At 72.8% G+C, this 25031-nt stretch carries 23 protein-coding genes and 1 pseudogene; 9 read left to right on the top strand and 15 right to left on the bottom strand.

Annotated elements, in window-relative coordinates:
- Nucleotides 1-187: 187 nt before the first annotated feature.
- The gene (locus tag QP939_RS50370; RefSeq protein WP_285454084.1) at nucleotides 188-1033 is read right to left on the bottom strand and encodes a sulfurtransferase; all 846 of its coding nucleotides are present in this window, start codon (nucleotides 1031-1033) and stop codon (nucleotides 188-190) included.
- A gap of 102 nt (nucleotides 1034-1135) precedes the next feature.
- Between QP939_RS50370 and QP939_RS50375 the strand changes: the two genes are divergently transcribed.
- From QP939_RS50375 to galE, 3 genes are all read left to right on the top strand, one after another.
- Nucleotides 1136-1852, top strand: coding sequence for an iron-dependent transcriptional repressor DtxR (locus QP939_RS50375; protein WP_020644897.1), 717 nt, complete (start codon nucleotides 1136-1138; stop codon nucleotides 1850-1852).
- Nucleotides 1849-3033 (top strand): galactokinase, encoded by a 1185-nt coding sequence (galK, locus tag QP939_RS50380; RefSeq protein WP_285454085.1) that lies wholly within the window; start codon nucleotides 1849-1851, stop codon nucleotides 3031-3033. The genes QP939_RS50375 and galK overlap by 4 nt, the downstream gene beginning before the upstream one ends.
- A gap of 99 nt (nucleotides 3034-3132) precedes the next feature.
- Nucleotides 3133-4125, top strand: a complete 993-nt coding sequence (gene galE / locus QP939_RS50385) for a UDP-glucose 4-epimerase GalE (RefSeq protein WP_285454086.1) — start codon at nucleotides 3133-3135, stop codon at nucleotides 4123-4125.
- 250 nt (nucleotides 4126-4375) lie between these two features.
- Here the strand turns inward: galE and QP939_RS50390 are convergent, their stop codons facing one another.
- Both QP939_RS50390 and QP939_RS50395 read right to left on the bottom strand, forming a co-directional pair.
- Nucleotides 4376-5440 carry a DUF4192 domain-containing protein gene (locus QP939_RS50390; protein ID WP_285454087.1) on the bottom strand — a complete coding sequence of 355 codons (1065 nt, stop codon included), beginning with the start codon at nucleotides 5438-5440 and terminating at the stop codon, nucleotides 4376-4378.
- Between the two features lie 158 nt (nucleotides 5441-5598).
- Nucleotides 5599-6453 (bottom strand): M23 family metallopeptidase, encoded by an 855-nt coding sequence (locus tag QP939_RS50395; RefSeq protein ID WP_285454088.1) that lies wholly within the window; start codon nucleotides 6451-6453, stop codon nucleotides 5599-5601.
- Between the two features lie 177 nt (nucleotides 6454-6630).
- Here QP939_RS50395 and QP939_RS50400 point away from each other — a divergent pair.
- Both QP939_RS50400 and QP939_RS50405 read left to right on the top strand, forming a co-directional pair.
- A pseudogene (locus QP939_RS50400) lies at nucleotides 6631-7224 on the top strand (histidine kinase dimerization/phosphoacceptor domain-containing protein); the annotation flags it as partial.
- Between the two features lie 438 nt (nucleotides 7225-7662).
- The gene (locus QP939_RS50405; protein ID WP_285460035.1) at nucleotides 7663-8304 is read left to right on the top strand and encodes a response regulator; all 642 of its coding nucleotides are present in this window, start codon (nucleotides 7663-7665) and stop codon (nucleotides 8302-8304) included.
- Between the two features lie 4 nt (nucleotides 8305-8308).
- On the opposite strand, the gene QP939_RS50410 is transcribed toward QP939_RS50405, so the two are convergent.
- The 3 genes from QP939_RS50410 to QP939_RS50420 all read right to left on the bottom strand — a co-directional run bounded on the left by QP939_RS50410 (nucleotide 8309) and on the right by QP939_RS50420 (nucleotide 12216).
- On the bottom strand, nucleotides 8309-9706 hold the full coding sequence (locus QP939_RS50410; RefSeq protein ID WP_285454089.1) for an FAD-binding oxidoreductase: 1398 nt from the start codon (nucleotides 9704-9706) through the stop codon (nucleotides 8309-8311).
- A gap of 66 nt (nucleotides 9707-9772) precedes the next feature.
- Complete coding sequence (locus tag QP939_RS50415; RefSeq protein WP_285454090.1) at nucleotides 9773-10420, bottom strand: YdcF family protein; 648 nt, start codon at nucleotides 10418-10420, stop codon at nucleotides 9773-9775.
- Complete coding sequence (locus QP939_RS50420) at nucleotides 10420-12216, bottom strand: Xaa-Pro dipeptidyl-peptidase (RefSeq protein ID WP_285454091.1); 1797 nt, start codon at nucleotides 12214-12216, stop codon at nucleotides 10420-10422. The genes QP939_RS50415 and QP939_RS50420 overlap by 1 nt, the downstream gene beginning before the upstream one ends.
- Before the next feature lie 84 nt (nucleotides 12217-12300).
- On the opposite strand from QP939_RS50420, the gene QP939_RS50425 reads away from it, so the two are divergent.
- Entirely contained in the window at nucleotides 12301-13854 is a 1554-nt protein-coding gene (locus QP939_RS50425) for a DUF4139 domain-containing protein (RefSeq protein ID WP_285454092.1), read from the top strand.
- Nucleotides 13855-13906: 52 nt separating this feature from the next.
- On the opposite strand, the gene QP939_RS50430 is transcribed toward QP939_RS50425, so the two are convergent.
- The 3 genes from QP939_RS50430 to pdxR all read right to left on the bottom strand — a co-directional run bounded on the left by QP939_RS50430 (nucleotide 13907) and on the right by pdxR (nucleotide 16293).
- Nucleotides 13907-14338: a CBS domain-containing protein gene (locus tag QP939_RS50430; RefSeq protein ID WP_285454094.1), complete on the bottom strand. Its 432-nt coding sequence runs from the start codon at nucleotides 14336-14338 to the stop codon at nucleotides 13907-13909.
- A 102-nt stretch (nucleotides 14339-14440) separates the two neighbouring features.
- Nucleotides 14441-14887: a hypothetical protein gene (locus tag QP939_RS50435; protein WP_285454095.1), complete on the bottom strand. Its 447-nt coding sequence runs from the start codon at nucleotides 14885-14887 to the stop codon at nucleotides 14441-14443.
- Nucleotides 14884-16293 (bottom strand): MocR-like pyridoxine biosynthesis transcription factor PdxR, encoded by a 1410-nt coding sequence (gene pdxR / locus QP939_RS50440; protein WP_285454096.1) that lies wholly within the window; start codon nucleotides 16291-16293, stop codon nucleotides 14884-14886. The genes QP939_RS50435 and pdxR overlap by 4 nt, the downstream gene beginning before the upstream one ends.
- 77 nt (nucleotides 16294-16370) lie before the next feature.
- Between pdxR and QP939_RS50445 the strand changes: the two genes are divergently transcribed.
- On the top strand, nucleotides 16371-16943 hold the full coding sequence (locus QP939_RS50445; protein ID WP_285454097.1) for a TIGR03086 family metal-binding protein: 573 nt from the start codon (nucleotides 16371-16373) through the stop codon (nucleotides 16941-16943).
- Here QP939_RS50445 and QP939_RS50450 read toward each other — a convergent pair.
- The gene (locus QP939_RS50450; RefSeq protein ID WP_285454099.1) at nucleotides 16936-17922 is read right to left on the bottom strand and encodes a neutral zinc metallopeptidase; all 987 of its coding nucleotides are present in this window, start codon (nucleotides 17920-17922) and stop codon (nucleotides 16936-16938) included. The two genes, QP939_RS50445 and QP939_RS50450, sit on opposite strands and share 8 nt — an antisense overlap.
- A gap of 113 nt (nucleotides 17923-18035) precedes the next feature.
- On the opposite strand from QP939_RS50450, the gene QP939_RS50455 reads away from it, so the two are divergent.
- The gene (locus tag QP939_RS50455; RefSeq protein WP_285454101.1) at nucleotides 18036-20048 is read left to right on the top strand and encodes a prolyl oligopeptidase family serine peptidase; all 2013 of its coding nucleotides are present in this window, start codon (nucleotides 18036-18038) and stop codon (nucleotides 20046-20048) included.
- Here QP939_RS50455 and QP939_RS50460 read toward each other — a convergent pair.
- Both QP939_RS50460 and QP939_RS50465 read right to left on the bottom strand, forming a co-directional pair.
- Nucleotides 20038-20352 (bottom strand): DMT family transporter, encoded by a 315-nt coding sequence (locus QP939_RS50460; RefSeq protein WP_285454102.1) that lies wholly within the window; start codon nucleotides 20350-20352, stop codon nucleotides 20038-20040. The two genes, QP939_RS50455 and QP939_RS50460, sit on opposite strands and share 11 nt — an antisense overlap.
- Nucleotides 20352-20963 (bottom strand): FMN-dependent NADH-azoreductase, encoded by a 612-nt coding sequence (locus QP939_RS50465; protein ID WP_285454103.1) that lies wholly within the window; start codon nucleotides 20961-20963, stop codon nucleotides 20352-20354. The genes QP939_RS50460 and QP939_RS50465 overlap by 1 nt, the downstream gene beginning before the upstream one ends.
- Before the next feature lie 78 nt (nucleotides 20964-21041).
- On the opposite strand from QP939_RS50465, the gene QP939_RS50470 reads away from it, so the two are divergent.
- Complete coding sequence (locus QP939_RS50470) at nucleotides 21042-21590, top strand: TetR/AcrR family transcriptional regulator (RefSeq protein WP_285454104.1); 549 nt, start codon at nucleotides 21042-21044, stop codon at nucleotides 21588-21590.
- Here QP939_RS50470 and QP939_RS50475 read toward each other — a convergent pair.
- The 3 genes from QP939_RS50475 to QP939_RS50485 form a co-directional block, all read right to left on the bottom strand.
- Entirely contained in the window at nucleotides 21587-22327 is a 741-nt protein-coding gene (locus tag QP939_RS50475; protein ID WP_352252897.1) for a ferritin-like domain-containing protein, read from the bottom strand. The genes QP939_RS50470 and QP939_RS50475 overlap by 4 nt on opposite strands.
- A 56-nt stretch (nucleotides 22328-22383) precedes the next feature.
- Nucleotides 22384-24072, bottom strand: coding sequence for an arabinofuranosyltransferase AftB family protein (locus tag QP939_RS50480; RefSeq protein WP_285454106.1), 1689 nt, complete (start codon nucleotides 24070-24072; stop codon nucleotides 22384-22386).
- A 187-nt stretch (nucleotides 24073-24259) separates the two neighbouring features.
- Complete coding sequence (locus QP939_RS50485; protein WP_285454107.1) at nucleotides 24260-24961, bottom strand: LysR family transcriptional regulator; 702 nt, start codon at nucleotides 24959-24961, stop codon at nucleotides 24260-24262.
- Between the last annotated feature and the right edge of the window lie 70 nt (nucleotides 24962-25031).

The following is a 25031-nucleotide window of genomic DNA, read 5'->3' on the forward strand; positions in this document are numbered from 1 at the left end:
CGCTGCTTAGTCGCGCCGGGTGATCGAGGTGTCGCGGCGTGCGGCCCTCAGCCGGGCGGGGTGCGGTCGCCGCGGGGCATCGCGGGCTTCATGCCGCGGCGCTCAAGCCGGGCAGGGTGCCGGGCGCGGGTCCCGGCAGCCCAGCCGGGCAGGGTGCCGCTCGTCGCGGGTCTCAGGCCGCGGCGGCTCAGCCGGGCAGGGTGCCCGTCGCCGCTGGGCGTTGGGGGTCGCGGGACCAGTGCGACCACGAGCCCGCGTACAGCCCCGCGCCCGGGTGGCCCGCCAGCTCCAGGGCCAGCACCACCGAACTGGCCGTGACCCCCGAGCCGCAGTACGCGCCGACCGGCTCTCCCGGTCGCAGGCCCAGTTCCGTGAACCGGGCGGCCAGCTGCTCCGGCGTGCGCCAGTGGCCGTCCTCGCCGACGTGGCCCGCGAACGGCGCGTTCACCGCTCCCGGGATGTGCCCGGCCCGCGGGTCGACCGGCTCCGTCTCGCCCGCGTAGCGCGGGGTCGCGCGGGCGTCGAGGAGCAGGCCGTCGCGGGCCAGTGCCGCCGCCTCGTCCGCGTCGAGCACCGGCATCCCGCCCGGCCGGACCGTGATGTCGCCCGGCTCGGGGCTCGCCGGTTCGGTGCTCACCGGGTGGCCCTGGGCCGTCCACGCCGCGTAACCGCCGTCGAGGACCGCCACCTCGTCGTGCCCAGCCCAGCGCAGCAGCCACCACGCCCGCGCCGCCACCGAACCGTCGGCGTCGTCGTAGGCCACCACCGGCACCCCCGTCCGGACGCCCGCCGCGCGCAGGTCGCGCTGCAGGTCGGCGGGGTCGGGCAGCGGGTGCCTGCCCCCTTCGCCCGGGTCGCCCGCGAGCACTCGGTCGAGGTCGACGAAGACCGCCCCGGGCACGTGGCCCTCCCGGTAGGAGTCGGCCCCGGGCGGACCGGCGAGCCGCCAGCGGACGTCGAGGACGACGGGCCGGGCCGCGTCGGTGCCGCCCAGCGCGGCGGCGAGGTCGGTGGTGCTGATCAGCGGACGCATACCTCCCATCTTCCAGCGCTCCGCCACCCGGCCGCGCCGGGGTGCGGGCATAACGGGTTGTTATCCCCAGGCCCGCCGCCGCTGCCGGTGCCAACGACTACGATGAGCAACGCGGACGAAGGGGACAGCGTGAACGATCTCATCGACACCACCGAGATGTACTTGCGTACGATCTACGAGCTCGAAGAAGAGGGTGTCGTTCCGCTGCGCGCCCGCATCGCCGAGCGCCTGCAGCAGAGCGGCCCGACCGTGAGCCAGACCGTCGCCCGGATGGAGCGCGACGGGCTGGTCGTGGTGGCCGACGACCGGCACCTCCAGCTGACCGACCACGGCCGCGAGCTCGCCATCGCCGTGATGCGCAAGCACCGCCTGGCCGAGCGCCTCCTCGTCGACGTCATCGGCCTCGAGTGGGAGCACGTCCACAACGAGGCGTGCCGGTGGGAGCACGTGATGAGCGAGGCTGTCGAGCGCAAGCTCGTCAAGCTGCTCGACCACCCCACCACGTCCCCCTACGGCAACCCGATCCCCGGCCTGGACAAGCTGGGCGACGGCGACCCGGCGCCGCCCGCGGAGGCCGACCTGGTCCGGCTCGACGAGTTCGCCCGCACCGGCGGCGGCCGCGTCGAGATCCGGCGCATCGCCGAGCACGTCCAGCTGGACGAGTCGCTGATGACCGAGCTCAAGTCCGTCGGCATCGTGCCGGGCGGCACGGTCACCGTCGGCAAGGCCAACGGCGGCACCATCGAGGTCACCGGCGGCGACACCACCGCCCAGGTCGCCAGCTCCGCGCTGCACGCCGTCCTGGCGCAGGCCAGGTGAGCCCCGCTTCGGAGGCCGTGTCGGCGTTCCGCACGGTCCACGGCGTCGCGCCCGCCGGCGTGTGGTCGGCCCCCGGCCGCGTCAACCTGATCGGCGAGCACACCGACTACAACGACGGCTTCGTGCTGCCGTTCGCCCTGCCGCATCGCCTGGCCGCGGCGGCGTCGCCCCGCGAAGACGGCGTGCTGAACGTGGCCACCCTGGGTGACGACGGCCAGCTCCAGCGCTCCGGCGAGCTGAAGATCGCCGACCTGGCGCCGGGCATGGTCGACGGGTGGGCCGCGTACCCGGCGGGAGTCGCCTGGGTGCTGCGCGACCAGGGCTTCACCGCCGGGGCCGACCTGGTCATCGCCGGGGACGTGCCGTCGGGGGCGGGGCTGTCCTCCTCCCACGCGCTGGAGTGCGCGGTGTCGCTGGCGTTGCTGGGGCTGGCCGGGCTGGAGCTCGACAGCGCCGGCGAGCGCGTCCCTTCGCTGCCGCAGGTGGCGCGCTGGGTGCAGCGCTCCGAGAACGACTTCGTCGGCGCGCCCACCGGCCTGCTCGACCAGACGGCGTCGCTCTGCTGCACCGAGTCCCACGTCCTGTTCCTCGACGTGCGCACGGGCGAGCAGGAGCAGGTGCCGTTCGGGCTGGCCGAGGCCGGGTTGCAGGTGCTGATCATGGACACCCGCACCAAGCACTCGCACGCCGAAGGCGGGTACGGCGAGCGGCGCCGCGGCACCGAACGTGCCGCCGAGCTGCTCGGGGTGAAGGCGCTGCGCGACGTCACCGTCGAGGGCCTCTCCGCCGCGCTCGACCGGTTGCCGGAGGACTTGGTCCCGCTCGTGCGGCACGTCGTCACCGAGAACCAGCGGGTGCTCGAGACGGTCGAGCTGCTCCGCAACGGCCGGATCGCGGAGATCGGTCCGTACCTCGACGCTTCGCACGTCAGCATGCGCGACGACTACCGGATCTCCACGCCCGAGCTGGACCTCGCGGTCGACTCGGCGCGGGAAGCCGGCGCCCTCGGCTCCCGGATGACGGGTGGCGGCTTCGGCGGCTCGGCGATCGCGCTGGTCCGCGACGCCGACCTGGACCGCGTCAAGGCGGCCGTCGAAGCGGCGTACGAAAAGGCCGGCTACCGGCGCCCGCGGATGTTCACCGCGGTGCCCTCCCGCGGCGCCGGCCGCGACCGGGTCTGAGGCCGCGCGGGTCCGCCCGGGGCAACCCCCGCGCGGACCCGCGCGTCGCCATGGGGGAAGACTGAGCACCGTCAGCACCCTCGGCAGAAAGGCCTGGAAGTGTCGGAGCAGAGCAACGCCCTGAAGCTGGTCGTGACGGGCGGAGCCGGGTACGTCGGCAGTGTCTGCGCCGCCCGGCTGGTCGAGGCCGGGCACCAGGTCACCGTGGTCGACGACCTGTCCACCGGCCACGCCGACGCCGTCCACCCGGACGCGCGGTTCATCGAGGGCGACGCCGCCGAGGTGGCGGGCAGCCTGCTGCGCGAGGGCTTCGACGGCGTGCTGCACTTCGCGGCCAAGTCGCTGGTCGGCGAGTCGATGGCGGAGCCGGCGAAGTACTGGGAAGGCAACGTCGTCACCTCGCTGCGGCTGCTGGAGGCCATGCACGAGCACGGCACGCCCCGGCTGGTGTTCTCCTCGACCGCGGCGACCTACGGCGAACCGGAGCAGTCGCCGATCCCGGAGTCGGCGCCGACCCTGCCGACCAACACCTACGGCGCCACGAAGCTCGCGATCGACCACGCGATCACCAGCTTCGCCGTCGCGCACGGCCTGGCCGCGGTGAGCCTGCGGTACTTCAACGTCGCGGGCGCGTACGGCACCTTCGGCGAGCGCCACACCACGGAAACCCATCTGATCCCCCTCGTCCTGCAGGTCGCCTCGGGCGACCGCGAGCGCATCCAGATCTTCGGCGACGACTACCCGACGCCGGACCACACGGCGGTCCGCGACTACATCCACGTCGTGGACCTCGCGGACGCGCACCTGCTGGCGCTGAAGCACGCCGAGGCGGGTACGCACCGCATCTACAACCTGGGCAACGGCACCGGGTTCTCCGTTCTCGAGGTGATCGAGGCCTGCCGCGAGGTGACCGGCCACGCGGTGCCGGCCGCGGTGGCGCCCCGGCGCGCCGGTGACCCGTCGGTGCTCGTGGCCGCCAGCGATCGGGCTCGTGAGGAGCTGGGCTGGAAGCCGGAACGCACCGAACTGACCGGCATCGTGCGCGACGCGTGGGAATTCACCCAGGCCCGGCGGGCTGCCGCTCAGGGCTGAGCCAGCTCGCCTCGGCGGGCCCCTCGCACCGCACCGGCCCGCCGACCACGCCCTCGAAGAACGCAGCCGGAAGCCAGGCTGAACACGACGCCTGGGCCCACACCCCGTGCGCCGCACTCGCACGGGGGCGACCGATGGGGCTCGCCCAGGCTCGGCGGGCCGCCGCTCAGGGCTGAGCCCCGGTGCCGGGGGCGGACCTCGACGGTCCACCCACCGTCCTTTGTCGACGGTGCGGGCTCGCGGCGCGGCCTCAAACCGCATGGCTCGGCCCGGCTTCCGGGGACATCAGCCCGAACCCGCGGATACCCGCGACGTCCGCGGCCATCGCCAGTCCCAGGAGCTGCTCCGGGGCCAGTCCCCGGCGCAGGACCCCCAGCAGCAGCTGGGCCAGGACGTGGTTCGGATCCGCGGCCAGGGCGTTCTCCAGTGCCATGCCCGCGAACGTGCCGTCGCCGCGCATGAAGGCCGTGTACCCCAGGAGGGCCGCCGGTTCCGCGCGTTCCGGGGCCGGGAGTTCGCGGACCAGCGTCAGCCACAACTGTTCCGCTTCGCGCGCCGCCTGACTGTGCGTGGGAACCGCCATGCTCAGGCACGCGTCGCGGATCTCATGGATCGCGAGGGCGCGGGCCAGCCGGACCGCCTCCTCGTCATCGGGGGGTCCTTCGCCGCGGCGCTGGCGGTCGAACGCCGCACGGATTTCGGCCACCGCGTCGAAGTAGCAGGTCTCGGACGGGTCCGCGAGGCGGGACAGCCGGTCGGCTCGGCGGATCAGGGCCTCGGGTGACCGCGGCTCGAGCAACGCCGCCAGCTCCTCGCGGCTGTCGAACAGGACCCGGCCGTCCTCGGTGAAGGCTGCCGCCAGCACCGTCGCGCGCGGGTCCGGCAGGTGCCCGCTGCACTCTTCGTCCGTGTAGCAGCCCCACGGGGCACCGGCGGTGAGGTCCGCCGCCCACAGTGCGTGCAGCACCGGGAGGTCGTGGTCACCCAGCGCCTCGACCAGGTGCTTGACGAAGCCCGCGTGCGGCGGCGGGCTGCCCGGTCTTCGCCTGCCGCCGACGATCGCCACGGTCACGCCCGCGTGCCTGCCCGTCGCGAAGCGCGGCGCCAGCGCCGCGGCCTGGCGGGCACGATCTTCGCGACGCGGGAGGTCGCCGCGGAGCACCAAGCCCACGCGTTGCCCGTCCGGGTCCCGGTGGCCCAGGAGGACGACGGAGTTTTCAGGCCGGAAGCCCAGCAGGGACGGGAGCGCCGCCAGGAGTTGCGCCGGATCGTCCAGGAAGACCGACGCCGGGTCGGCCGGGGTGGAAGTGGTCATGGCTCCACCGTGGCGCAGGGCGGAGCCGGATGGGGCGGTGGCGGCGAATCTGTGGATCGGCGGGGCCGATGTGGACGGAACCGGGCGGGTCCGGCCCGGGCCGCGGGTTTTTGTCGGTGGGGCGGGCTATCCTGCCCGGCCCCACCGACCGGACGGGCTCAGCCGCAGTGCTCGAACCCGCTCTCGTAGGTGTTGGCGCCCACCGAGCCGCCCCACTTCACGCACGTCGCTTCGGCCGTCTTCTTCACCGGTCCCGCGTAGTAGGTGAAGCTGCCGGAATCGGTCACCCGCGTCGACCCCTGGACCTCCAGGAACGCCGAGACCGGGCTGGCTGTGCCGAGCGACGTCGCCTTCAGCGTCGTCACGCAGTTCGCCTTGGTCGAGGCGTTGTACAGCAGGTACGCCGTGCCCGAGGAATTCGCCAGCGCCTGCTGGTCGACGACCGAGAAGCCCGAGCCGCAGACCTCTTCGGCGGAGTACGGGTTGCCGCCGCAGTTGTTCTTGCTCGTGAAGTCGGTGTGGCCGTAGTACGGCACCGCGACACCGTTCAGCTTCGCCTTCTGCACCACGCCGTCCAACCGCTCTTCGAAGTGCAGGTGCGGCCCGGTGACCCCGCCGGTCGCGCCCGCCGTGCCGAGCTGCTTGCCGCCGGCCACCGACTGGCCGACCGAAACCGACTGCGTCGACAGGTGCGCGTACCGGGTGCGCCAGCCGCCGCCGTGGTCCACCTCGACCCACTTGCCGTAGCTCGTGCTGCCCTCGTCGGCGACCCGGGTCACCGTGCCCGACGCCGACGCGAGCACCGGCATGCCGGTGATGCCCGACTTCTGGAAGTCCACGGAGTAGGCCGGGCTGTGGCCGCTGAACGTCGCCGCGGTCACGGTCACCCCGCACTTGAACGGCACCTGGAAGTTGGGGGCGGCCGACGCGGTCGCCTGGCCGGCGAGGGTGAGGCCGAGCGCGGGCAGCGCCGCGGCGGCGGCGAGCACGGCGAGCCGTCGCAACCTGGACATGGGGCAACCTCCTGACAAACGGGACATCTTGACCCCACGAAGGGAAGCCCGCGTCGGTACATTTTCCGTACAAGCACCCGCGGAGGACCTTCGACGATGACCACGGGACGGGCCGGGTTCCCGCCGGCACAGGGCTGGCTGCGCTGGGCGCTCGTCGCGGTGCCGATGATCACCGCGATGCCCCGCGCGGGCGCGCTCGCCTGGGTGCTGATCGGCGTCGCCCTCGCCCTGTCGACCCCCATCCCGTGGCTCCACGACCTCGGCGCCCGGCCGTCGACGGCGATCCTGTCGCTCGGCGTGATCGCGTCCGCGGGCGGGCTGTGGGTGGTCCTGCCGGGCAGCTGGGCGTCGGTCGCGCTGTTCAGCACGACGTTCTTCGTGGTGCTGCGGCAGTCCACGGTGCCGATCGTGCTGGCCGTCGTGCTGAACGTCGCGGCGATCACCGCGGCCTGGGTCGTCCACCACGACCGTTGGGAAAGCGCGTTGGCGACCTACACGGTCGTCGCCGTCGTCGTGCTCCTCGGCCTCAACCGGCGCACGCGGCTGGCCCGGATCGAGCAGACCGAGCTGGCGCTGGCCCGCGCGCAGACCGCCGCCGAGGAGCACGCGCGCGCCGCCGCCCTCGCCGAACGCACCCGCATCGCCCGCGAGCTGCACGACGTCCTGGCGCACTCACTGGCCGGGCTTTCGCTGAATCTCCAGGGCGCGCGGCTGATGCTGGTGCGCGACGGGGCGAGCCCGGACGCCGTCGCGCAGATCGAACGCGCCCAGAAACTGGCCGCCGACGGGCTCGCCGAGGCCCGCAAGGCCGTCGCCGCGCTGCGCGAAGACGCCGTCCCGGTCGAACGCGCGATCGCGGACCTGCTGGCCGCGTACCGGCTCGACAGCGGGGCCCGCGCGGACCTCAAGGTCGAGGGCGAGCCGCGCGAGCTTCGCCCCGGCGGTCGGCACGGCACTGGTCCGGGCGGTACAAGAAGCGCTGGCCAACACCTGCAAGCACGCGGCGCAGGCCGACGTCGACGTCACCCTCGGGTACGAACCCGGGTCGGTCGCGCTGACCGTGGCCGACCGGCAGGGCAGGCGGCCGCCGGACGCGGCGGCGGCAGGCTACGGTTTGCGCGGGATGGGCGAACGGGTCGCGCTGCTCGACGGGCACGTGGAGAGCGGGCCGGGGGAGGACGGATGGCGGGTTCACCTGACGGTGCCGGCGTGACGCTGCGCGTCGTGCTGGCCGACGACCAGGCGGTGGTCCGGGAAGGCCTGGTCACGCTGCTCGGGCTGCTGCCCGGCGTCGAGGTGGTCGGCGCGGCCGCCGACGGGCTCACCGCGCTCGACCTGGTCGCCGAGCACCACCCCGACGTCGTGCTCGTGGACCTGCGGATGCCGCGCTGCGACGGCGTCGAGACCACCGAGCGGATCCGCGCCGAGCACCCGGGCACCGAGGTCGTCGTGCTCACCACCTACGCCGACGACGAGTCGCTGCTGGCCGCCCTGCGCGCCGGCGCCCGCGGGTTCCTCACCAAGGACGCCGACGCCGAGGCCATCGCCAGGGCCCTGCGCTCGGCCGCGGCCGGGCAGTCCACAGTGGACGGCGAACTGCAGCGACGGCTCGTCGAGGCCGCCACCCGCGGCACGCCCCGGCGCGTCAAGGAGGTCGAAGGCCTGACCGCGCGCGAGATCGAGGTGCTGCGGCTGATCGCGGCCGGGCTGTCGAACACCGAGATCGCGCGGACCCTGGTGGTCAGCGAGGCCACCGTGAAGACCCACGTGAACCACCTGTTCACGAAGGCGGGCCTGCGCGATCGCGCGCAGGCCGTGGCCTTCGCCTACCGGGCGGGCATCGCCGGCTGACCCCTCACTTCGCGGGCGGGATGTTCGCGTTGTGGTGGAACACGTTGCGCGGGTCGTACTGCGCCTTGATCCGGGCCAGGCGGTCGTACTTCGCGGCGCCGTACGACGTCCGGACGCGGTCCTCTTCGTACTCGTTCATGAAGTTGACGTAACCGGCCGAGTTGGACGCGTGCGGCACCAGCGCGGCCCAGAACTCGCGCACCCAGGCGCGGTCCGCGGCGTGCAGCTCCGGCTCGGGGGCGATCGCGGCGATGTTCACGGCCAGGCTCTTGCGCCGTGCGCCACCGAAGGCCGTCGCGTCGTCGTCGGGCTCGGTGAACGCCCCGTGCATCGAGAACACCGGCATGATCGACATCGGCGAGGTCTTCCGCGGCAGGAACTCCGTGATCACGTCGATGACCTCGTCGGTGAAGCCGTCGGCGAAGGCGGCCTTCTCGTAGCCGAGGATGCCCCACGGCGCGGCGTCGTCGATCAGCTTCTGCAGCTCCACGTACGGGATCGGCGAGACGAACTCGAACAGCGGCGCCGGCCCCGACCGCGCGCCGCGGATCGCCTCGGCGTGGTGCTCCTCCCCCTCGAACCCGGCGATCAGCAGCGCGTAGCCGGGCTGGAAGTGGTGGGCCTCGGGCACGAACGGCGCGGGCGGCGCGTTGAGCCCGGCCACGAGCACGCCCATCTCGCCGGGCAGCGTCTCGAGCACCTCGCGGGCCTGGCGCAGGGCGGCGGCGCCGTCCTCGAGGCTCCAGAAGAACATGGCCAGGTGGACGATCGGGCCCACCGGGTGCAGCCGGAACTCGAACTCGGTGACCACGCCGAAGTTGCCGCCGCCCCCGCGCAGCGCCCAGAACAGGTCGGGGTGCTCGTCGGCGGAGGCACGCAGGATCTGCCCGTCGGCGGTGACGACCTCGGCCGAGAGCACGTTGTCGCAGGACAGGCCGTGCTTGCCGGTGAGCCAGCCGAAGCCGCCGCCGAGGGTCAGCCCGCCGACGCCGGTGTGGCTGACCGTGCCGCCCGGCACCGCGAGCGCGTGCTCCTGGGTGGCGGCGTCGAGCTGCGCCCACGTCGCTCCCCCGCCGACGCGCGCGGTGCGGCTCACCGGGTCGACGGTGATGTCCTGGAGGGAGCTCAGGTCGAGGCAGAGCCCGCCGTCGACGACCGCGGCGCCGCCGAAGTTGTGCCCGCCGCCGCGCACCGAGACGTCGAGCGCGGCTTCGCGGGCGTACGTGAGCGCCGCCGCCACGTCCGCGGCTCCGGCGGGCCGCACCACGATCGCGGGGTGGCGGTCGATCTCCCCGTTCCAGACGGACCGGGCGGTGTCGTAACCCGGGTCGCCGGCGGTGAGCACCGCGCCGGCCAGCTGCGTGCGCAGGCTTTCCAGGGTGGGTTCGGCGGTGGAGGTCATGGCGGTTCCTCTCGCTAAGTGCCTGTGAGTCGCCTGACCTGCGAAGATCGTTACATTGCGTGATCTTCAGCGGCGCGGGAGGAGACGCTGGGTGAACCCGGCGTCGGCCAGCCGGCCGGACGCCCGCTCGACGCGCGCCGGGACGTGCTGCGGGATCGCGAAGCCGCGCGCGGCGTACTCGGTGATCCGCTGGGTCTCGCCGACGAGCATGCCGACCACGCGCTCGACGTCCTCTTCCCCGGCGACGTGGTCCTCGAACGACGCCGCTTTCGACGCGCACACGACGTCGACGCCGGGCCAGAGCCGCTTGGCCGTCGCGTACGCCCGGCGCTGCTGGTACGGCCGCGTCACCAGGGTCACCGACCGGATCTCCCGCCCCGTCAGCAGCCGCCGGGTGAACGCGATGTTCTCGCCGGTGTTGCGGGCCTCGGGCTCGACCAGGATGACGTCGTCGGGCACGCCGAGCTCCAGCGCGATCTCGCGGTAGTGGACCGCTTCGCCACGCGGGAAGCGGTCCACCGTGGTCGGCGCGTTGGCCCCGGTGAACACGACCAGGGGGAACCGTCCGGCGTGGAACAGCTCCGCCGTGTGCGCGGCGACGCCGGGGTCCCGGCTGCCGAGCCCGACGCCGACGTCCGAACGCCGCGGCTCGTGTCGCAGGTCGTGGTACTCCCACAGCGTCGCGACGTCGGCGCGGAGGTGCTCCGGCAGCATCAGCCGAACGCGGCTCGCAGCGCGGGCTTGCCGCCCGTCACCGGGAGCGTCACCGACGTGCGCGTCAGGTCGAGCGCCAGCCCCGCGCCCGGCTTCGGGCGCAGCGTGTAGTCGTGGTCGCTGGAGGCGACCAGGACCTCCAGCCGGTGCCCGGCCGCGAGGATGTAGTCCTTCGGCATCAGGTCGACGCCGATGCGGTAGGTCTGCCCCGGCCGGATCGGCTCGGTGCGCGCGGGCGACGTGCGGTTCTGCGGGTCGGTCCAGCCGCGGCTGATGACGTGGGACGTGCCGTCGGGGGCGCGGTCGAGCAGGACCGCCGAGACGTTCGCCGCAGGCCGGTCGAAGGCCAGCGCCAGGTCGGCGTGCGCGGTACCGGAGAGACGTACGGACTGCTTCGCCGGCGAAGTCGCGTACAGCAGGCGGTTGCCGGACGACGCGAGACCGGCCAACTGCTCGATCGTCTTGGACGAGTCGTCGGCGAGGGTTTCGACGGCCGCCATGCCCGGCACCGGCGTGCGGGTGTCGATCGTGCCCTTCGAGCGGCCGCCCGGCCACGGGTACACGCGCACGTCGGACGTCCCGGGCGCGGGCCAGTCGGCCTCGTCGGTCCAGGACAGGTCCTCGCGCTGGATCGTCGCCTTCGGCTCGTTCTGGATGCCGTTGTCGACGCCGTAGAGGTAGTGCGACATCCACTTGTTCAGCGTCGCGAGCCAGACGTCGCGCCGCAGCGAGTACGGGTCGGCGTGCCCGGACTGGTGCAGCCAGATCTTGTGCTCGACACCGCGCGCCTTCAGGGCTTCGTACCAGGTCGCGACCTGCTCGGTCTTGACGTTCCAGTCGTTGAGGCCGTGCACGGCGAGCACCGAGGCGTGCACGTTGCCGACGTCGTTGCGGTAGTTGCGGACGTCCCAGAAGGGCGTGTAGTCGCCGGTGACGCGGTCCTGGTCGCGGGTCAGGCCGTCGATCACCGGGCGGCAGACCTGCCGGTCTTCGCGGGTGTAGACGTACTCGGCGAGCACGTCGGCGTCCTCGCCCTGGAACCCACCCGCCGCGACGACGGCGCCGTCGTGCCGGTAGTACTCGTACCAGCTCGAGATCGCGGCGATCGGCACGATCGTCTCGAGGCCTTCGACGCCGGTGCTCGCGACGGCGTTGGGCAGCGTGCCGTTGTAGGACACCCCCATCATGCCGGTCTTGCCGGTGCTCCAGTCGGCCTTCGCGGCGGCGCCGTTCGCGTCCTTCGCGGCGGTGCGGCCGTTGAGCCAGTCGACGACCGAGCGCGCGCCGACGGTCTCGTTGACGTCGCCGGTGGTCGGGCAGCCGGTCGAGAGGCCGGTGCCGAGCGATTCGCCGTAGACGACGGCGAAGCCGCGCGCGGTGAAGTAGTCCTGGTAGCGCCAGGTGATCGGGGTGGCCGGGCCGATACCGTGCGCGGCGACGCGCGGGCCTTCCGGGCCGCGGGCGTAGCCGGGCGCGTAGAGCTCGACGTCGACGTTGTGGTTGGCGACGTCGTTGCCGCCGGCGTAGTACGGGCTGGCCTGGTAGACGACCGGCACCTTCAGGCCCTGCTGCGTGGCGCGCGGGCGCACGACCTGGGCGTGCACGAGGTCGTCGGCGCCATCGTGGTCGCTGTCGACGGGAGCGGTGACCCAGACGTCTTCGCGGATGACGTCGGCGGGGTCGAAGGCGGGCTGTGCCTGGCCGCCGGTGAAGACGGGCGCGGGCGGCGCGGCTTCGGCGGGCACCGCGGTCAGCGGCAGGGTCGCCAGTGCGAAGAGCAGGACAGCGGCTTTCACTCAAACCCCCAAGCCGGGCGAAGCGGACGGGTTTCGAGACTTCCGCTCCGGCCGCGGGGGTGTCAAGAGACTAACGTCGGGGGCATGCCGACCGTGGAAGCGCCGATCGCCGCCGTGACCGTCTACCCGCAGCAGGCCCGGATCACCCGCCGGGGCAAGGCCCCGCTGGCGGACGGCCCGCGCCTGACGTTCGCCGGGCTGCCCCTGGCGCTCGACCCGGGGTCCGTGCGCGTCACCGGTACCGGGCCCGCGTTGATCACGGGCGTCGACGTCCGGACCGAGCGGCACGCTTCTCCGGCTGACGCGGCGCTTCGGGCTCTTGTCGAGCAACGGCGTGCGGACCAGGCGGTGCTCGATGGCGTCGTGGACGACGAAGCCGCTGAAGCGATGAAGGTGGATCTGCTGACTTCGCTGGCGAAGCGCAGTGGTGGGAGCTTCGCGAAGGCGTTGGCCGCTGGGACTGCTGAGCCTTCGCGCGTCGCCGAGGTCACCGATGCGTTGAGTTCGCGGTTGGCCGCCGCGTTGAAGGCTCGTCGGGTGCTTTCCGATCGGATCACCCGGCTGCGCGAGGACCTCGCTGCTCTTGATCGGCAGATCGAATCCCACAGCGCGCGGTCCGAAGAGGACAGTACTTCGGTGGTCGTCGAGCTGGAGATTTCGGATCCTGCCGGGTCTGCGGAGTTGGAACTGTCCTATGTGGTCCCCGGGGCCAGCTGGGAGCCGGGGTATGACATCCGGGTTCGCGGGACCGACGTCACGGTGGTTTCGTACGGGCTGGTCAGTCAGCACACGGGTGAGGACTGGCCGGAGTGCGAACTCGCTTTGTCGACCGCGCGGCCCGCGGTTTCGGTGGTGGTACCGGAACTTTCGCCGTGGTACTTGGACCGGGTGCTCCCCGCCCCGGGGGCCCCCGCCCTCCCCGCGGCGGCGTACGGCGGCGCGGGCGGTGGGACGCCTGAGGGTGCGCCTATGCGTTTCGCCGCGGCTATGGCGCCGAAGGTCGCTTCGGTCGAACAGGGAACCACGGCCGTGACGTACCGGCCTTCGCGTCCGGTCGCCGTGCCGTCGGGTGCTTCCGGGCATCGGACGACGTTGGCGCAGCTTTCGCTGACGGCTGAGCTGGGTTATGTGACGGCGCCGGTGTTGGCGGAGGAAGCGTATTTGCGGGCCACGGTCGTGAACACTTCGGAACACGCTTTGCGGCCGGGGCGGGCTTCGGTGTTCCACGACGCGGAGTTCGTGGGGACCACGTCTCTGGAGGCCTGGGCTCCCGGGGAGGAGCTGGAGCTGGCGTTGGGCGTGGACGACCGGATCCGGGTCGAACGGGAGTTGGTTCGCCGTACCGCTTCGAAGGCGACGTTGTCCGGGCAGAAGCGGCGGGAGGCGGAGTATCGGATTTCGGTGGGGAACCACGGGCCTCGGGAAGCGGTGGTGACGGTGCTGGATCAGGCGCCGGTTTCGCGGGACGACGGGATCACCGTGAAGGACGTGAAGACGTCACCTGAGCCGGTGGAGACTTCGGAGCTGGGTGAGTACACGTGGAAGTTGACGCTGGCACCGGGGCAGACGGGTGAGGTGAAGCTGTCGTACCGGGTGGACGTGGCGAAGGGCGTGGAACTCACCGGCTGGCGGGAATAGCACCGGGACAGCCGTGTGCTCGCCGGAGGTTCCGGCGAGCACACGCGAACCACTACCCCTGCGAGATGTAAGCCTGCAGCTGCTCCTGGCTCTGCTCCAGCTGTTCCATCCGGTTCTTGACGACGTCCCCGATGGAAACAATCCCAGCGAGCCGCCCGTCGGACAGCACCGGCACGTGACGGATCCGCCTCTCCGTCATCAGCACCGACAGCTGGTCCACCGAATCGTCCGGGGTGCAGCTCGCCACCAGCTTCGTCATGATCTCCGACACCGGGCCGTCCAGCAGGCCGGGGCCGTGCTCGTGCAGGCGCCGTACGACGTCGCGCTCCGAGACTATTCCCGCTATCGATCCGTCCGGGTGCACCACCACCATCGCGCCCACGTTGTTCTCCGCCAGGCCGGCCAGCAGCGTGGTCACCGTCGTCTCCGGGGTGACCGTCGCGACCGCCGACCCCTTCTTGCGCAGCAGATCCGCAATCCGCATGGCGATCCTTCCCGTCGGTGAGCTGGATCACCACAGGGTAAGGGCGGCGGGACGTGCGCGAAAGTCCGGCAAACGGGGCCTGTTCGTGGTATTGACACCGATTCAGCCGAGGCGTTCGGCCAGCCCGTCCAGTGCCGCGCGGATGCCCGCCGCGTAGTCGTCGTCCGCCAGGGCGTCCAGGCGGCCTCGGGCCAGTTCCAGCTGCTCGCGGGCCGCCTTCAGGTCGCCGAGCTTGCGGTAGTCCTCGCCCAGGTTGAGGTGCAGCGACGGGTAGAACCCGCGCACCGCCAGCGACGAGTGGTACTCCTGGGCCCGCGAGTCCGTCAGGGAATCCGCTGCCGCCAGGGCGCGCAAGTCCCACTCCAGCTCCTCCGCCGGGTCGTCGCACACGTCCGCCATGTGGTGCGCCAGCGCGACGCGGTGCAGCGGGTCGCCCTCCGGGCCGATCGACGCCCACAACTCCGCGAACGTCGCGTACGCGCCCGCCCGGTCGCCGCCGATGTGCTGCCGCAGGCCGGCGTCGATCGCCACCATCACGTCGTCCGTCATGCCGCTCCCTCGTCCGCCAGCGCCCGCAGCCGGGCCAGCCCCGGGCCGATCCGCTCGGCCGCGACCGCACCGTAGCCGAACACCAGCCCGTGCCGCCGCTCGCCCACGGCGAAGTCGCCCAGCGAGTACAGCCGCACGCCGTGCCGCCGGGCCGCGCGGACCAGCGGGCCGCAGTCCGACTCGGCCGTCGCGCTCAGGTGCAGGCCCGCCGAAGACGGCAACGGCGTCAGGAAGTCGGCGAACGAAGCCAGCGACGCCGAGAGCAGCTCGTGCCGCTCCCGGTAGACCTTCCGCATCCGCCGGACGTGCCGGGCGAACCCGCCTTCGGCCATGAACGCCGCCAACGCCGCCTGCTCGACGTTCGGCGCGTGCCAGTCGGTCAGGTAGCGGGCCTTCACCAGCGCGGGCACCAGCGACGGCGGCGCGATCAAGAAACCCAGCCGCAACGCCGGGGAAAGCACCTTCGAGAAAGACCCGACGTACACGACGCGGCCGCGGGAATCCAGGCTGTGCAACGGTTCCAGCGGCCGGCCGGTGTAGCGGAACTCCGTGTCGTAGTCGTCCTCGACGAGCACCGCGTCGGCCCGCTCCGCCCAGTCCAGCAGCTCGAGACGGCGCTCCAGCGACATCGCCAGCCCCAGCGGGTACTGGTGCGACGGCGTCACGTACACCAGCCCCGTTCCTGCCGGGATGGCGCCGACGACGATCCCCTCGGCGTCCACCGGCACCGGCGCGACCCGCACCCCGCGCGCGCTCAGCACCAGCCGCGGGGGCGGGTAGCCGGGGTTCTCGACGGCGGCCAGGTCGCCCGGCCGCAGCAGTACCCGCGCGACCAGGTCGGTCGTCTGCTGGGCCCCGGCGGTGACGACGACCTGCTCCGCGCTCGCCCGCACGTCCCGCGAGACGCCGACGTGCCGGGCGATCTCGGTGCGCAGGCCGGGGTGGCCCTGCGGGTCGCCGTAGGTCATCAGGTCGGCTTGGCCCGCGCGCAGCCGCTGGGTGACCAGGCGGCGCCACGTGTCGAACGGGAACCGCGTCAGGTCCGGGACGCCGGGCCGGAAGTCGAACTCGGGTGCCGGGGCGAACGGCGCGGGCGGCGCCGGGACCGCGTCCCACTCCGGCAGCGGCCGCACTCCCGAAACGAGCGCGGGCAACGGCCGGGCCGTCGCGGACGCCGTCACGAACGTGCCCGCGCCGACGCGGCCGGTGAGGAACCCTTCGGCGGTGAGCCGGTCGTAGGCCGCGCTCACCGTCGTCCGGGAGACGGCCAGGCGCTGCGCCAGCTCCCGCGTCGGCGGCAGCGCTTCACCGAGCCGGATCCGGCCGTCGAGGATCGCCGCGCGCAGCTGCCGGTAGATCGCGTCGCGGTGCCCGCGCGTCCCGGTCAGGTCGATGTGGACGTCCATCACCCCCAGATTGGCACACCGGAAGAGGCATGGATTTGGCACTTCTCGTGGTCCGCTCCCCCGCTTAGCGTGCGGGTATGGATCTCCGCGAACTCGACCGCCGCAGCCTGCTCGTCCTCGACAAGCTGGTCGCCGCCGCCCAGCCGGACGACCTCGCGCGCCCCACCCCGTGCACCGGCTGGACGCTGGCCGACCTGCTCCGCCACCAGGTCGGCGAAAACCACGCCTTCGCCACCGCCGCCCGCGAAGGCTCGGCCCCGGACTGGGACGCCGGTGACCTCGGCGACGACGCCCGAGCCGCGTACCGGGCCTCCGTCGACGACTTCCTCGCCGCCTTCGCCGACGACGCCGTGCTGGAGCGCCAGCTGACCATCAACTACTTCGGCACGTTCCCCGGCACGGTCGCCGCGCACATGCACCTCGTCGACACCGTCGCGCACGGCTGGGACCTGGCCCGCGCGCTCGGCCTGCCCTACGAGCCGGACGCCGAAGCCGTCCGCGCCGCCCTGGTGCTCGCCGAGCGGATCCCGGACGAAGGCCGCGAAGTCAACGGCAGCTTCACCCACCGCCTCGACGTCGCATCGGACGCGAGCGACCTCGACCGGTTCCTCGCCCTGCTGGGGCGCGATCCCGGGTGGACGGTCAGCTGATCTCGGCGGCCGGCACGCTCCACGTGTCGCATGCCTTCGTGGTCTTGCGGTCGTAGCCCGCCTTCGCCCAGGACAGCTGGTGCTCGCGCGAGCCGTGGGTGTCGCTGTCGTTGGCGCGGCCGTAGTCGGCGACGGCGGCGTTCGCCAGCGACCGGCTGATCGAGCCCGAGCCCGCGACCGCCGCCAGGAACAGCGCGCCGAAGCAGTTCGCCTGCAGCTCGATGCGGCGGACGACCTCCTTGTCGGCCGGGCTGTCCTCGTCCGGCGAGGTCATCTTGTCCGCCGCCGCGGACAGGATGCCGCTCTCGCGCTGCACGTGGTGGCCGTACTCGTGGGCGATCGTCGCGATGTGGCGGGCCTTGTTGAGCCCGGCGTCGGCCAGCATCCAGTCGGTCGGGGCGTAGATCGTGGTGTCGCCGCCGCAGTAGTAGGCGACGGCTTCGTTCTCCGTCGGCGCCTTCCCGCACGCGCTGTGGTCGGGCAGGGTGACCGACACGGTCGCGGTCAGCGTCGGCTCGTTCGCCTTCTCCAGCGCCGGGCGCCAGGACTGCTCGAGGCAGTCGACGAGGGTCTGGTAGTAGGCCTTGAGCTGGGCGGCGGCCCGGCCGAGGTCGGGCAGGGCGCACGTCGCGGGCCCCGGCGAGATGCCGTCGGCGAGCAGCGGGTTGCGGGCCAGCTCCGGCACGGGCTTCACGTCCGCGCCGGTGCCGCCGTACGCGCGGCCGGTGTCGGCGCCCTGCGCGGCGTACGCGTGGCCGTCGACCCGGTGCGGGATGGTGGCCGCCATCAGCGAGATGGTCAGCACGACGATGAGGACCCCGGCGACGGCGCCCCACAGCCGGTTGCGCGGCGGGGCGATCGGGACGGGCGGCGCGGCGGCCCAGTTGGGTGCCCACGGGTTCGGCTCCGGCGCCCAAGCGGCTTCCGGCGGCCGGGCCGCCACGGGTGGTGACGGTGGTGGCGGCTCGACGTCGTTCACGTTCTCCCCCTGATCACTGGGCACCAGCATACGGACCGGCGCGGAGGCAGGGATCACGAAACGAAAACGCCACCGGGTGGCCGCGGGGCCGGTGACCGGGCGAGACTGTGGTCATGAGTGTCGAGGATCCGTACCTGTGGCTGGAAGACGTGACCGGCGGCGACGCGCTGGACTGGGTGCGCGCCCGCAACGGCGAAACGCTGGCCGAGCTGACCACCGGCGCCCGCTTCGCCGAGCTGCGTGACGAGCTGCGCGAGGTGCTCGACGCCGACGACCGGATCCCGTACGTGCGCCGCCGCGGCGAGTACCTCTACAACTTCTGGCAGGACGCGAGCCACCCGCGCGGCCTGTGGCGGCGGACGACGCTGGAGTCCTACCGGAGCGCCGAACCCGAGTGGGAGCTGCTGCTCGACGTCGACGCGCTGGCCGAGGCCGAGGGCGAGAACTGGGTCTGGCAGGGCGCGGCCGTGCTGCGGCCGGGCTTCCGGCGCGGCCTGGTCGAGCTGTCGCGCGGCGGCGCCGACGCCACCGTGGTCCGCGAGTTCGACCTCGACGCGCACGAGTTCGTCGAGGGCGGCTTCACGGTGCCGGAGGCGAAGACGCGCATCGGCTGGATCGACGAGGACCGCGTCTACCTCGGCACCGACTTCGGCGAAGGCACGCTGACCAGCTCCGGCTACCCGCGGCTGGCCAAGGAGTGGCGCCGCGGCACGCCGCTCGAGGAAGCCGTCACCGTCTACGAGGGCAAGCCCGACGACGTCTCGATCGGCGCGTCCCACGACCCGACCGAGGGCTTCGAACGCGACTTCGTCAGCCGCGCGATCGACTTCTACCGCTCCGAGCTGTACCTGCGGACGGGCGACGGGCTGGTCAAGATCGACGTCCCGGACGACGCGAGCGCGTCGGTGCACCGCGAATGGCTGCTGGTCCGGCCGCGGACGGCGTGGGCTGTCGGCGGCGCCGAGCACCCCGCCGGTTCGCTCATCGCGATCCGCTTCGACGACTTCATGGCCGGCGACCGGACGTTCGCCACGCTCTTCACGCCCGACGAGCACACGTCGCTCGACTACTGGGCCTGGACGCGCCACCACCTGCTGCTCGGCACGCTGCGCGACGTCCGCACGGAACTGCGCGCGCTCACGCCGGGCGACGGCGGCTGGACCGAAAAGCCCCTCGCCGGCGGTCCGGAGTTCGGCAGCGCGGACATCTTCGACACCGACCCCGACGTCAGCGACGAGTACCTGCTGAACTCCAGCGGCTTCCTGCAGCCGTCGACGTTGAGCTACGGCCACGTCGGCGAAGAGGTCGAAGTGCTGAAGCAGGCTCCGGCGTTCTTCGACGCTTCGGGCATGAGCGTGGCGCAGTACTTCGCGACGTCCGAGGACGGCACGAAGATCCCGTACTTCGTCGTCCGGCCGTCCGGCGCCGAAGGCGGCCCGACGCTGCTGACCGGCTACGGCGGTTTCGAGGTTTCGCTGACGCCGTCGTACAGCGGGATGATCGGCCGCGGCTGGCTGGCGCGCGGCGGCACGTACGTCGTCGCGAACATCCGCGGCGGCGGCGAGTACGGGCCGGACTGGCACACGCAGGCGATCAAGTCGCGGCGCCACCGCGTGTACGAGGATTTCGCCGCCGTGGCCGCGGATCTCGTCGAACGCGGGATCACGACGCCGGCGAAGCTCGGCATCCAGGGCGGCAGCAACGGCGGGCTGCTGATGGGCGTCATGCTGACGCGCTACCCGGAGCGGTTCGGCGCGATCGTCAGCCAGGTACCGCTGCTGGACATGCGCCGCTACCACCTGCTGCTGGCCGGGGCGTCGTGGATGGCCGAGTACGGCGACCCCGACGAAGCCGCGGAGTGGGAGTACATCGCGAAGTACTCGCCCTACCAGAACGTCCACAGTGGACGCACTTATCCGCCGTCGCTGTTCGTGACGTCGACGCGCGACGACCGCGTGCACCCCGCCCACGCCCGCAAGATGGTGGCGCGGATGCGTGAGCAGGGGCACGACGTCCGCTACCACGAGAACATCGAAGGCGGCCACGGCGCCGCGGCGGACAACGAGCAGCTGGCGTTCAAGTGGGCGCTGGTGTTCGAGTTCCTGTGGGAGCAGCTCACGAAGTGACGCGCGCGAGCACGACGCCGCCGACGATCAGGGCCAGCGCGGCCACCCGGCCGACGCTCAACGGGTCCTTGCTCACGACGACGCCGAGCACGATCGCCCCGACGGCGCCGATCCCGGTGAACACGGCGTAGGCCGTGCCCACCGGGACGGTGTCCATCGCGCGCGAAAGCAGGTAGACGGCGGCGGCGCCGAGCACGAAGCACAGCAGCGTCGGCCACGGTCTCGTGAAGTTCTCCGTCGGCTTGATGCTCTGCGACCAGGCGATTTCGACCAGCCCGGCGAAGACGAGCGTCACCCAGCCCATCAGAGCGCCGCCAGTGCCGCGTCGAGTGAGGCTTTCCGGTCCCCGTCGCGCGCGGCGAGGTGCGGGTCGACCAGCGCGTTGGTCAGCTCGGCGTGCACGAACCGGACGTCGTCGACGTCGTAGTGCCCCGCGATGAAGTCGCGCAGGTAGCGCTCGTGGTGGTCGAACGGCGCTCGGGGCGTCCCCGGCGCGTACGTCCCGCCGCGGGCGCCCGCGATGACGAACGCCTTGCCCCGCAGGGACATGCGCGGGAACGTCACCTGGTCGATCCACGTCTTGAGCGCCGCCGGGATCGAGAAGTTGTACATCGGCGCGCCGATCAGGACGACGTCGGCCTCGAGCAGCTCGGCCAGCAGCGGCTCGACGATCGCCCAGGCCTGCTTCTGGCCGGGGGTCTCGACGACGTCGGCGTAGTGCGCCGGATCGGTGATCCCGGCGGTGAGCAGGGCGTCGCAGCTCTCGGTCCAGGCCTCGCCGATCACGGGGACGGGATCGGCGGCGAGGTCGCGATAGGTCCGGGTGCCGGTCCAGCGGGCGGCGTAGCGCGCGGACAGCTCGCGCGAGAACGACGTGCGTCGGGCGCTGGAGTCGAGGTGCAGCAGGTGGGTCACGGGTTCCTCCTCAAGTGGACGCGGTGTCCGCTTGAGGTCAACTGGACGCTACGTCCGCTTATTCCCTAGGCTGCGGCCATGCCCGAACGCGCGGACGCGGCCCGCAACCGAGCGAAGATCCTCGCGGCGGCCGAGGAGCTGTTCGCCGCCCGCGGCGCGGCGGAGGTGACGATGGAGGACATCGCCCGCGCGGCCGGCGTCGGCCGCGGGACGCTGTACCGCCGCTACCCGGACCGCGCTTCGATCGCCGTGGCGCTGCTGGACGAGCACGAGCGTCGCCTGCAGGAGGAGTTGCTGCGCGGCGAGCCGCCGTTGGGACCGGGGGCACCACCGGCGGACCGCCTGGCGGCGTTCTACGCGGCGATGGTGGAGCTGCTGACGCGGCACGCGCACCTGGTGCTGGGCGCGGAGGTGGGACATTCCCGCTTCACGACGGGCGCGTACGGCTTCTGGCGCACGCACGTCCGGGCGCTGGCGGAGGCGGCGGGGGCGGCGGACCCCGAGGTGCTGGCCGATGTTCTGCTGGCGCCGCTGGCACCGGAGCTGTTTCTGCACCAGACGTCGCGGGGCGTGTCTCCGGAGCGGATCGCCGAGGCCCTGCGGGAGCTGGCCCGCCGCTCGCTCTAGACGAGCCCGCGCGGCCGGGCGCGCTTCGGGACGTACCGGCGTCGCGGCTTCGGCTCCTCACCCCGGATCCGCGCGAGCGCGGCTTCGAACGCGGTGAGCACGTCCGCGACGAACACGAGCCGCCCGACGCCGAGGCGGTGCAGGGCCGGGCCGTGGTCGGCCGCCACCGTCGCCGCCACCCCCAGCAGCAACACCCGCCACGCGGCGAACACCGCCGCGCGGACCGGTCCGGGCAGGCCGCCGAAGCCGATCCGCAGCCGGTGGCAGTGGAACGGCACGTGCCGCTCCTCGTCGGCGAGGATCCGGGCGGCCACCTGCGTGACCAGCGGGTCCTCCGTGCCGTCGCGCAGCGCGCGGTAGTACCGCAGGGCCACGACCTCGGCGATGAGCAGCACCATCAGCTCGAGCCGCAGCCCGAGCAGCCGCCGCAGCCACACGAACACCGTGTCCGACCAGTGCCCCGCGATCGTGGGCACCCCGGCCGCCGCGAGCAGCTCGGCGAGCATCCGCGCGTGGTTCTGCTCCTCCGCGACGAACAACCGGACGGCGGCGAGGTAGGCCTCGTCGCCGGCGGCCTTCGCGATGAGGTTGGCGCCGTCCCCGGCCTCCCCGACCTGGAACCGCTGCACGCTCCGCGCGACGTCGGGGTGCAGCCGCGCGCCCCGCTCCCACGGCGGGTCCTCGGGTCTGCTCGCCGCGGCGGCTTCGAAGTCCTGGAGCCAGTTCACCAGGCCGATGATGCCGTCCGGCTGTGGACGTCGTACGCCGCTTTCGTGGAGATTCCGTGAAGCTCTCAGCGGCCGAACTGCGCCTCGAACGGCCGGGAGTCGAAGCGGAGCCGGCTGCGGCCCACCGCGTGCACGAGGTTGTCCCAGAACCGGTCGAACGTCAGCGGCGCGCGGACCGAGTCGAGCACCTCGCGGATCTCCGGCCGGGCGAGCGCGCGCCGCGCCGCCGCGACCTCCTCGCCGTAGACCGCTCCGCCCGAGGCCGCCGACAGCTCTTCGGGCGTGCCCACCCCGGCGTCCGCGACGGTCCAGGCCACCGACAACAGCTTCTGGTGCCCCGCCGGACGCCCGGGGATCGCGAGCGTGTGCGCGGCGAGCGGGCTGGCCAGCCCCAGGTCGTCGACCACGGTCTCCGCGCGCGGCAGCAGCATCCCCGGGAACCCGAGCGCGCCCGGCGTCGAGATCACCGTGCGCGTCGCCGGGAGCACCACCCACGACCCGTGCGGCGACACCGCCACGACCGGGCCCGCGGTGTTCGCGCGCGCCGCGGCCAGCTCGGGCAGGTAGCCGGGGACGAGCGCGGCGTCGTCGGCGGTGATCGGGTACTCCTTCGCCGTCGTGTCGACCCAGAACACGCGGGCGTCGCTGATGCCGTGCGCGCCGATCTTGTGCTGCTCGGCCGAATCCGGCCGCAGGCCGACGGCGCTGGTGACCGTCCAGGCCACGACGGCCACCACGAGCGGCGCCGTCCACCGGGTCAGCGGCACGACCATCACCGGCAGCAACAGGCAGGTCAGCACCGGCAGCAGCATCCGGGCGTGCATGTAGTCGCCGCCGACGCGGGTCACGTACAGGCCGAGCAGGAGGCCCGCGAGCACCGGCGCGAGCGCGACGATCAGCGTCTTGCGCTCCAGGCTCCGCAGGGCGAACCCGCCCGCGACGAGCAGCAGCACGACGGGCACCAGCAGCCAGTACGAGCCGAAGAAGTCGACGAGGTAGTACCACCCGCGGTCCCAGCGCGCCTGCGTGGCTTCCTTCGCCAGCGCGGTGTTGGGGGTGATCAGCCCGTAGTAGCCCATCCGGAACACCTGGTAGCCGACGGGCAGCACGCCGGCGAGCACGAGCCAGCCGAGCGCGCGGCGCCACCCGGGCCGGGCGACGGCCACGAGCGCGGCGAACGCGATCGCGGAGACGAGCGCGAACTCGGGGCGGACCAGCGGGCCGCAGCCGATGAGCAGCGCGGTCGGCCAGGTCCGGACCGGGCCGCCCGCGGCGTGGCGGACCAGCTGCCACCACACGAGCGACAGCCAGAGCGTGACGAGCCCGGTTTCCAGCCCCGACGTGGCGTAGTCCCAGAACGGCGGCAGCGCGAGGACGACCAGGCCCCCGGCGGGCACGACCCGGCGGCCCGGGAACAGGCGGCGGGCGCCGTCGAGCCCGAAGAACAGCCCGGCGACGGCGGCGAGCAGCCCGGCGAAGACCGCCACCCACTCCAGCCGGAGCCACGGCTGCAGCCCGCCGACGGCGAGGAGGTACGTCCAGAGCGTGCTCGTGTTGGCTTCGACCCGCTCCCCCGCGTTGAACACCGGCCCGTTCCCGTCGAGCAGGTTCTGGACGGTGCGCAGGACGATCAAGCCGTCGTCGCACACCCACCGGCGCTGCCAGGCGAGAAAGGCGAAGATCGCGAGGACGATGCCGGTCGTCCACCAGTGGGAAAATCCCTTACCCCGCGGTCTCGCGGCGGTTTCGGGCATCGGTTCATCGACGACGAGCGAGGCCATTCGAGCGGTTCCCTCCCCGGTGCCGCACGAAAAGTGCGTGACGAGGGGGAACAGGTTTTCGATCCCCCTGACCACGAACATTAACTCGAACGAGTGAAATCGAGACGACGGGGGTGCCCGTACGGCCGAAAGGACTAGTGAGCCGCGAACGAAAACCGCGTTACGCAGGTGGGGAATCCCGGAATACGTGATGCCGGTCATGGGTGAATGCGTTTTCCGTCAGTGCGGAGAGAAACCCGTCCGCCGCCGGGGTGCGGTGGCCGCCCGGGCGACGGACGGCGACCACCGGCACGCGAGCGTCCAGCCCGGCGACGTCCACCGTGCGGAGGCTGCCGATCCGCAGTTCCTCGCGGATGCTCGCCAGCGGCATCAACGCGACGCCCAGCCCGGCCTCGATCAGGCGTTTCTGCGCGGTCAGGCTGTCGACGGTCGTGATGATGGGGTGCGTGAGGCCCGCCGCCAGGTGGTGTTCCACCAGCCCCCGGTAGGAGCCGGAGCCGCCGCGTTCCGCCGGGAAGTCGGCGTCGGGGTGGTAGCGCACGCCGAGGTCCGCTTCGCCGCTGCGGACGAGCGCGCTGACTTCGCGGCTGGTGGCGGTGCGCAGGTCCACGTCGACTCGGTGTTCCGCCGTGTACGCCCGCAGCGCGTCGACGACGTGGGAGTCGGCGAGGGCGCCGACGAGGGCGAGCCGGAAGGAGGTGCCCCGTTCCCGCACGGCGCGTTCGCCGTCGCGGATGGCGGCGAGGGCGGCTTCGGCGTGCGGGGGCAGGGCGCGGGGGCCCGTCCGCTCGAAGAGGGTGGCGCCGAGCCCGCGTTCCAGCTCGTGGATCCGGCAGCTGGCGGTGGGCTGCGAGCGGTGCAACCGTCACCCGATCCGTATTCCTGATGGGATGGTGCGAAAACTATGCATTTGTCCGATGGCGCGGGCGGCG

This window comes from Amycolatopsis nalaikhensis (assembly GCF_030264295.1).
GTDB classification, from domain to species: Bacteria; Actinomycetota; Actinomycetes; order Mycobacteriales; family Pseudonocardiaceae; genus Amycolatopsis; species Amycolatopsis nalaikhensis.

Bases quoted from the DNA above. Each gene is read 5' to 3' on its own strand.
- QP939_RS50460 (WP_285454102.1), bottom strand. From the start codon at position 20,352: ATGGGCTGGGTGACGCTCGTCTTCGCCGGGCTGGTCGAAATCGCCTGG.
- QP939_RS50435 (WP_285454095.1), bottom strand. From the start codon at position 14,887: ATGACGGACGACGTGATGGTGGCGATCGACGCCGGCCTGCGGCAGCAC.
- QP939_RS50415 (WP_285454090.1), bottom strand. From the start codon at position 10,420: ATGCTGCCGGAGCACCTCCGCGCCGACGTCGCGACGCTGTGGGAGTAC.
- QP939_RS50370 (WP_285454084.1), bottom strand. From the start codon at position 1,033: ATGCGTCCGCTGATCAGCACCACCGACCTCGCCGCCGCGCTGGGCGGC.
- QP939_RS50470 (WP_285454104.1), top strand. From the start codon at position 21,042: ATGCCCGAACGCGCGGACGCGGCCCGCAACCGAGCGAAGATCCTCGCG.
- QP939_RS50410 (WP_285454089.1), bottom strand. From the start codon at position 9,706: ATGACCTCCACCGCCGAACCCACCCTGGAAAGCCTGCGCACGCAGCTG.
- QP939_RS50425 (WP_285454092.1), top strand. From the start codon at position 12,301: ATGCCGACCGTGGAAGCGCCGATCGCCGCCGTGACCGTCTACCCGCAG.
- pdxR (WP_285454096.1), bottom strand. From the start codon at position 16,293: ATGGACGTCCACATCGACCTGACCGGGACGCGCGGGCACCGCGACGCG.
- QP939_RS50445 (WP_285454097.1), top strand. From the start codon at position 16,371: ATGGATCTCCGCGAACTCGACCGCCGCAGCCTGCTCGTCCTCGACAAG.
- QP939_RS50395 (WP_285454088.1), bottom strand. From the start codon at position 6,453: ATGTCCAGGTTGCGACGGCTCGCCGTGCTCGCCGCCGCCGCGGCGCTG.
- QP939_RS50375 (WP_020644897.1), top strand. From the start codon at position 1,136: ATGAGCAACGCGGACGAAGGGGACAGCGTGAACGATCTCATCGACACC.
- QP939_RS50430 (WP_285454094.1), bottom strand. From the start codon at position 14,338: ATGCGGATTGCGGATCTGCTGCGCAAGAAGGGGTCGGCGGTCGCGACG.
- QP939_RS50455 (WP_285454101.1), top strand. From the start codon at position 18,036: ATGAGTGTCGAGGATCCGTACCTGTGGCTGGAAGACGTGACCGGCGGC.
- QP939_RS50390 (WP_285454087.1), bottom strand. From the start codon at position 5,440: ATGACCACTTCCACCCCGGCCGACCCGGCGTCGGTCTTCCTGGACGAT.
- QP939_RS50480 (WP_285454106.1), bottom strand. From the start codon at position 24,072: ATGCCCGAAACCGCCGCGAGACCGCGGGGTAAGGGATTTTCCCACTGG.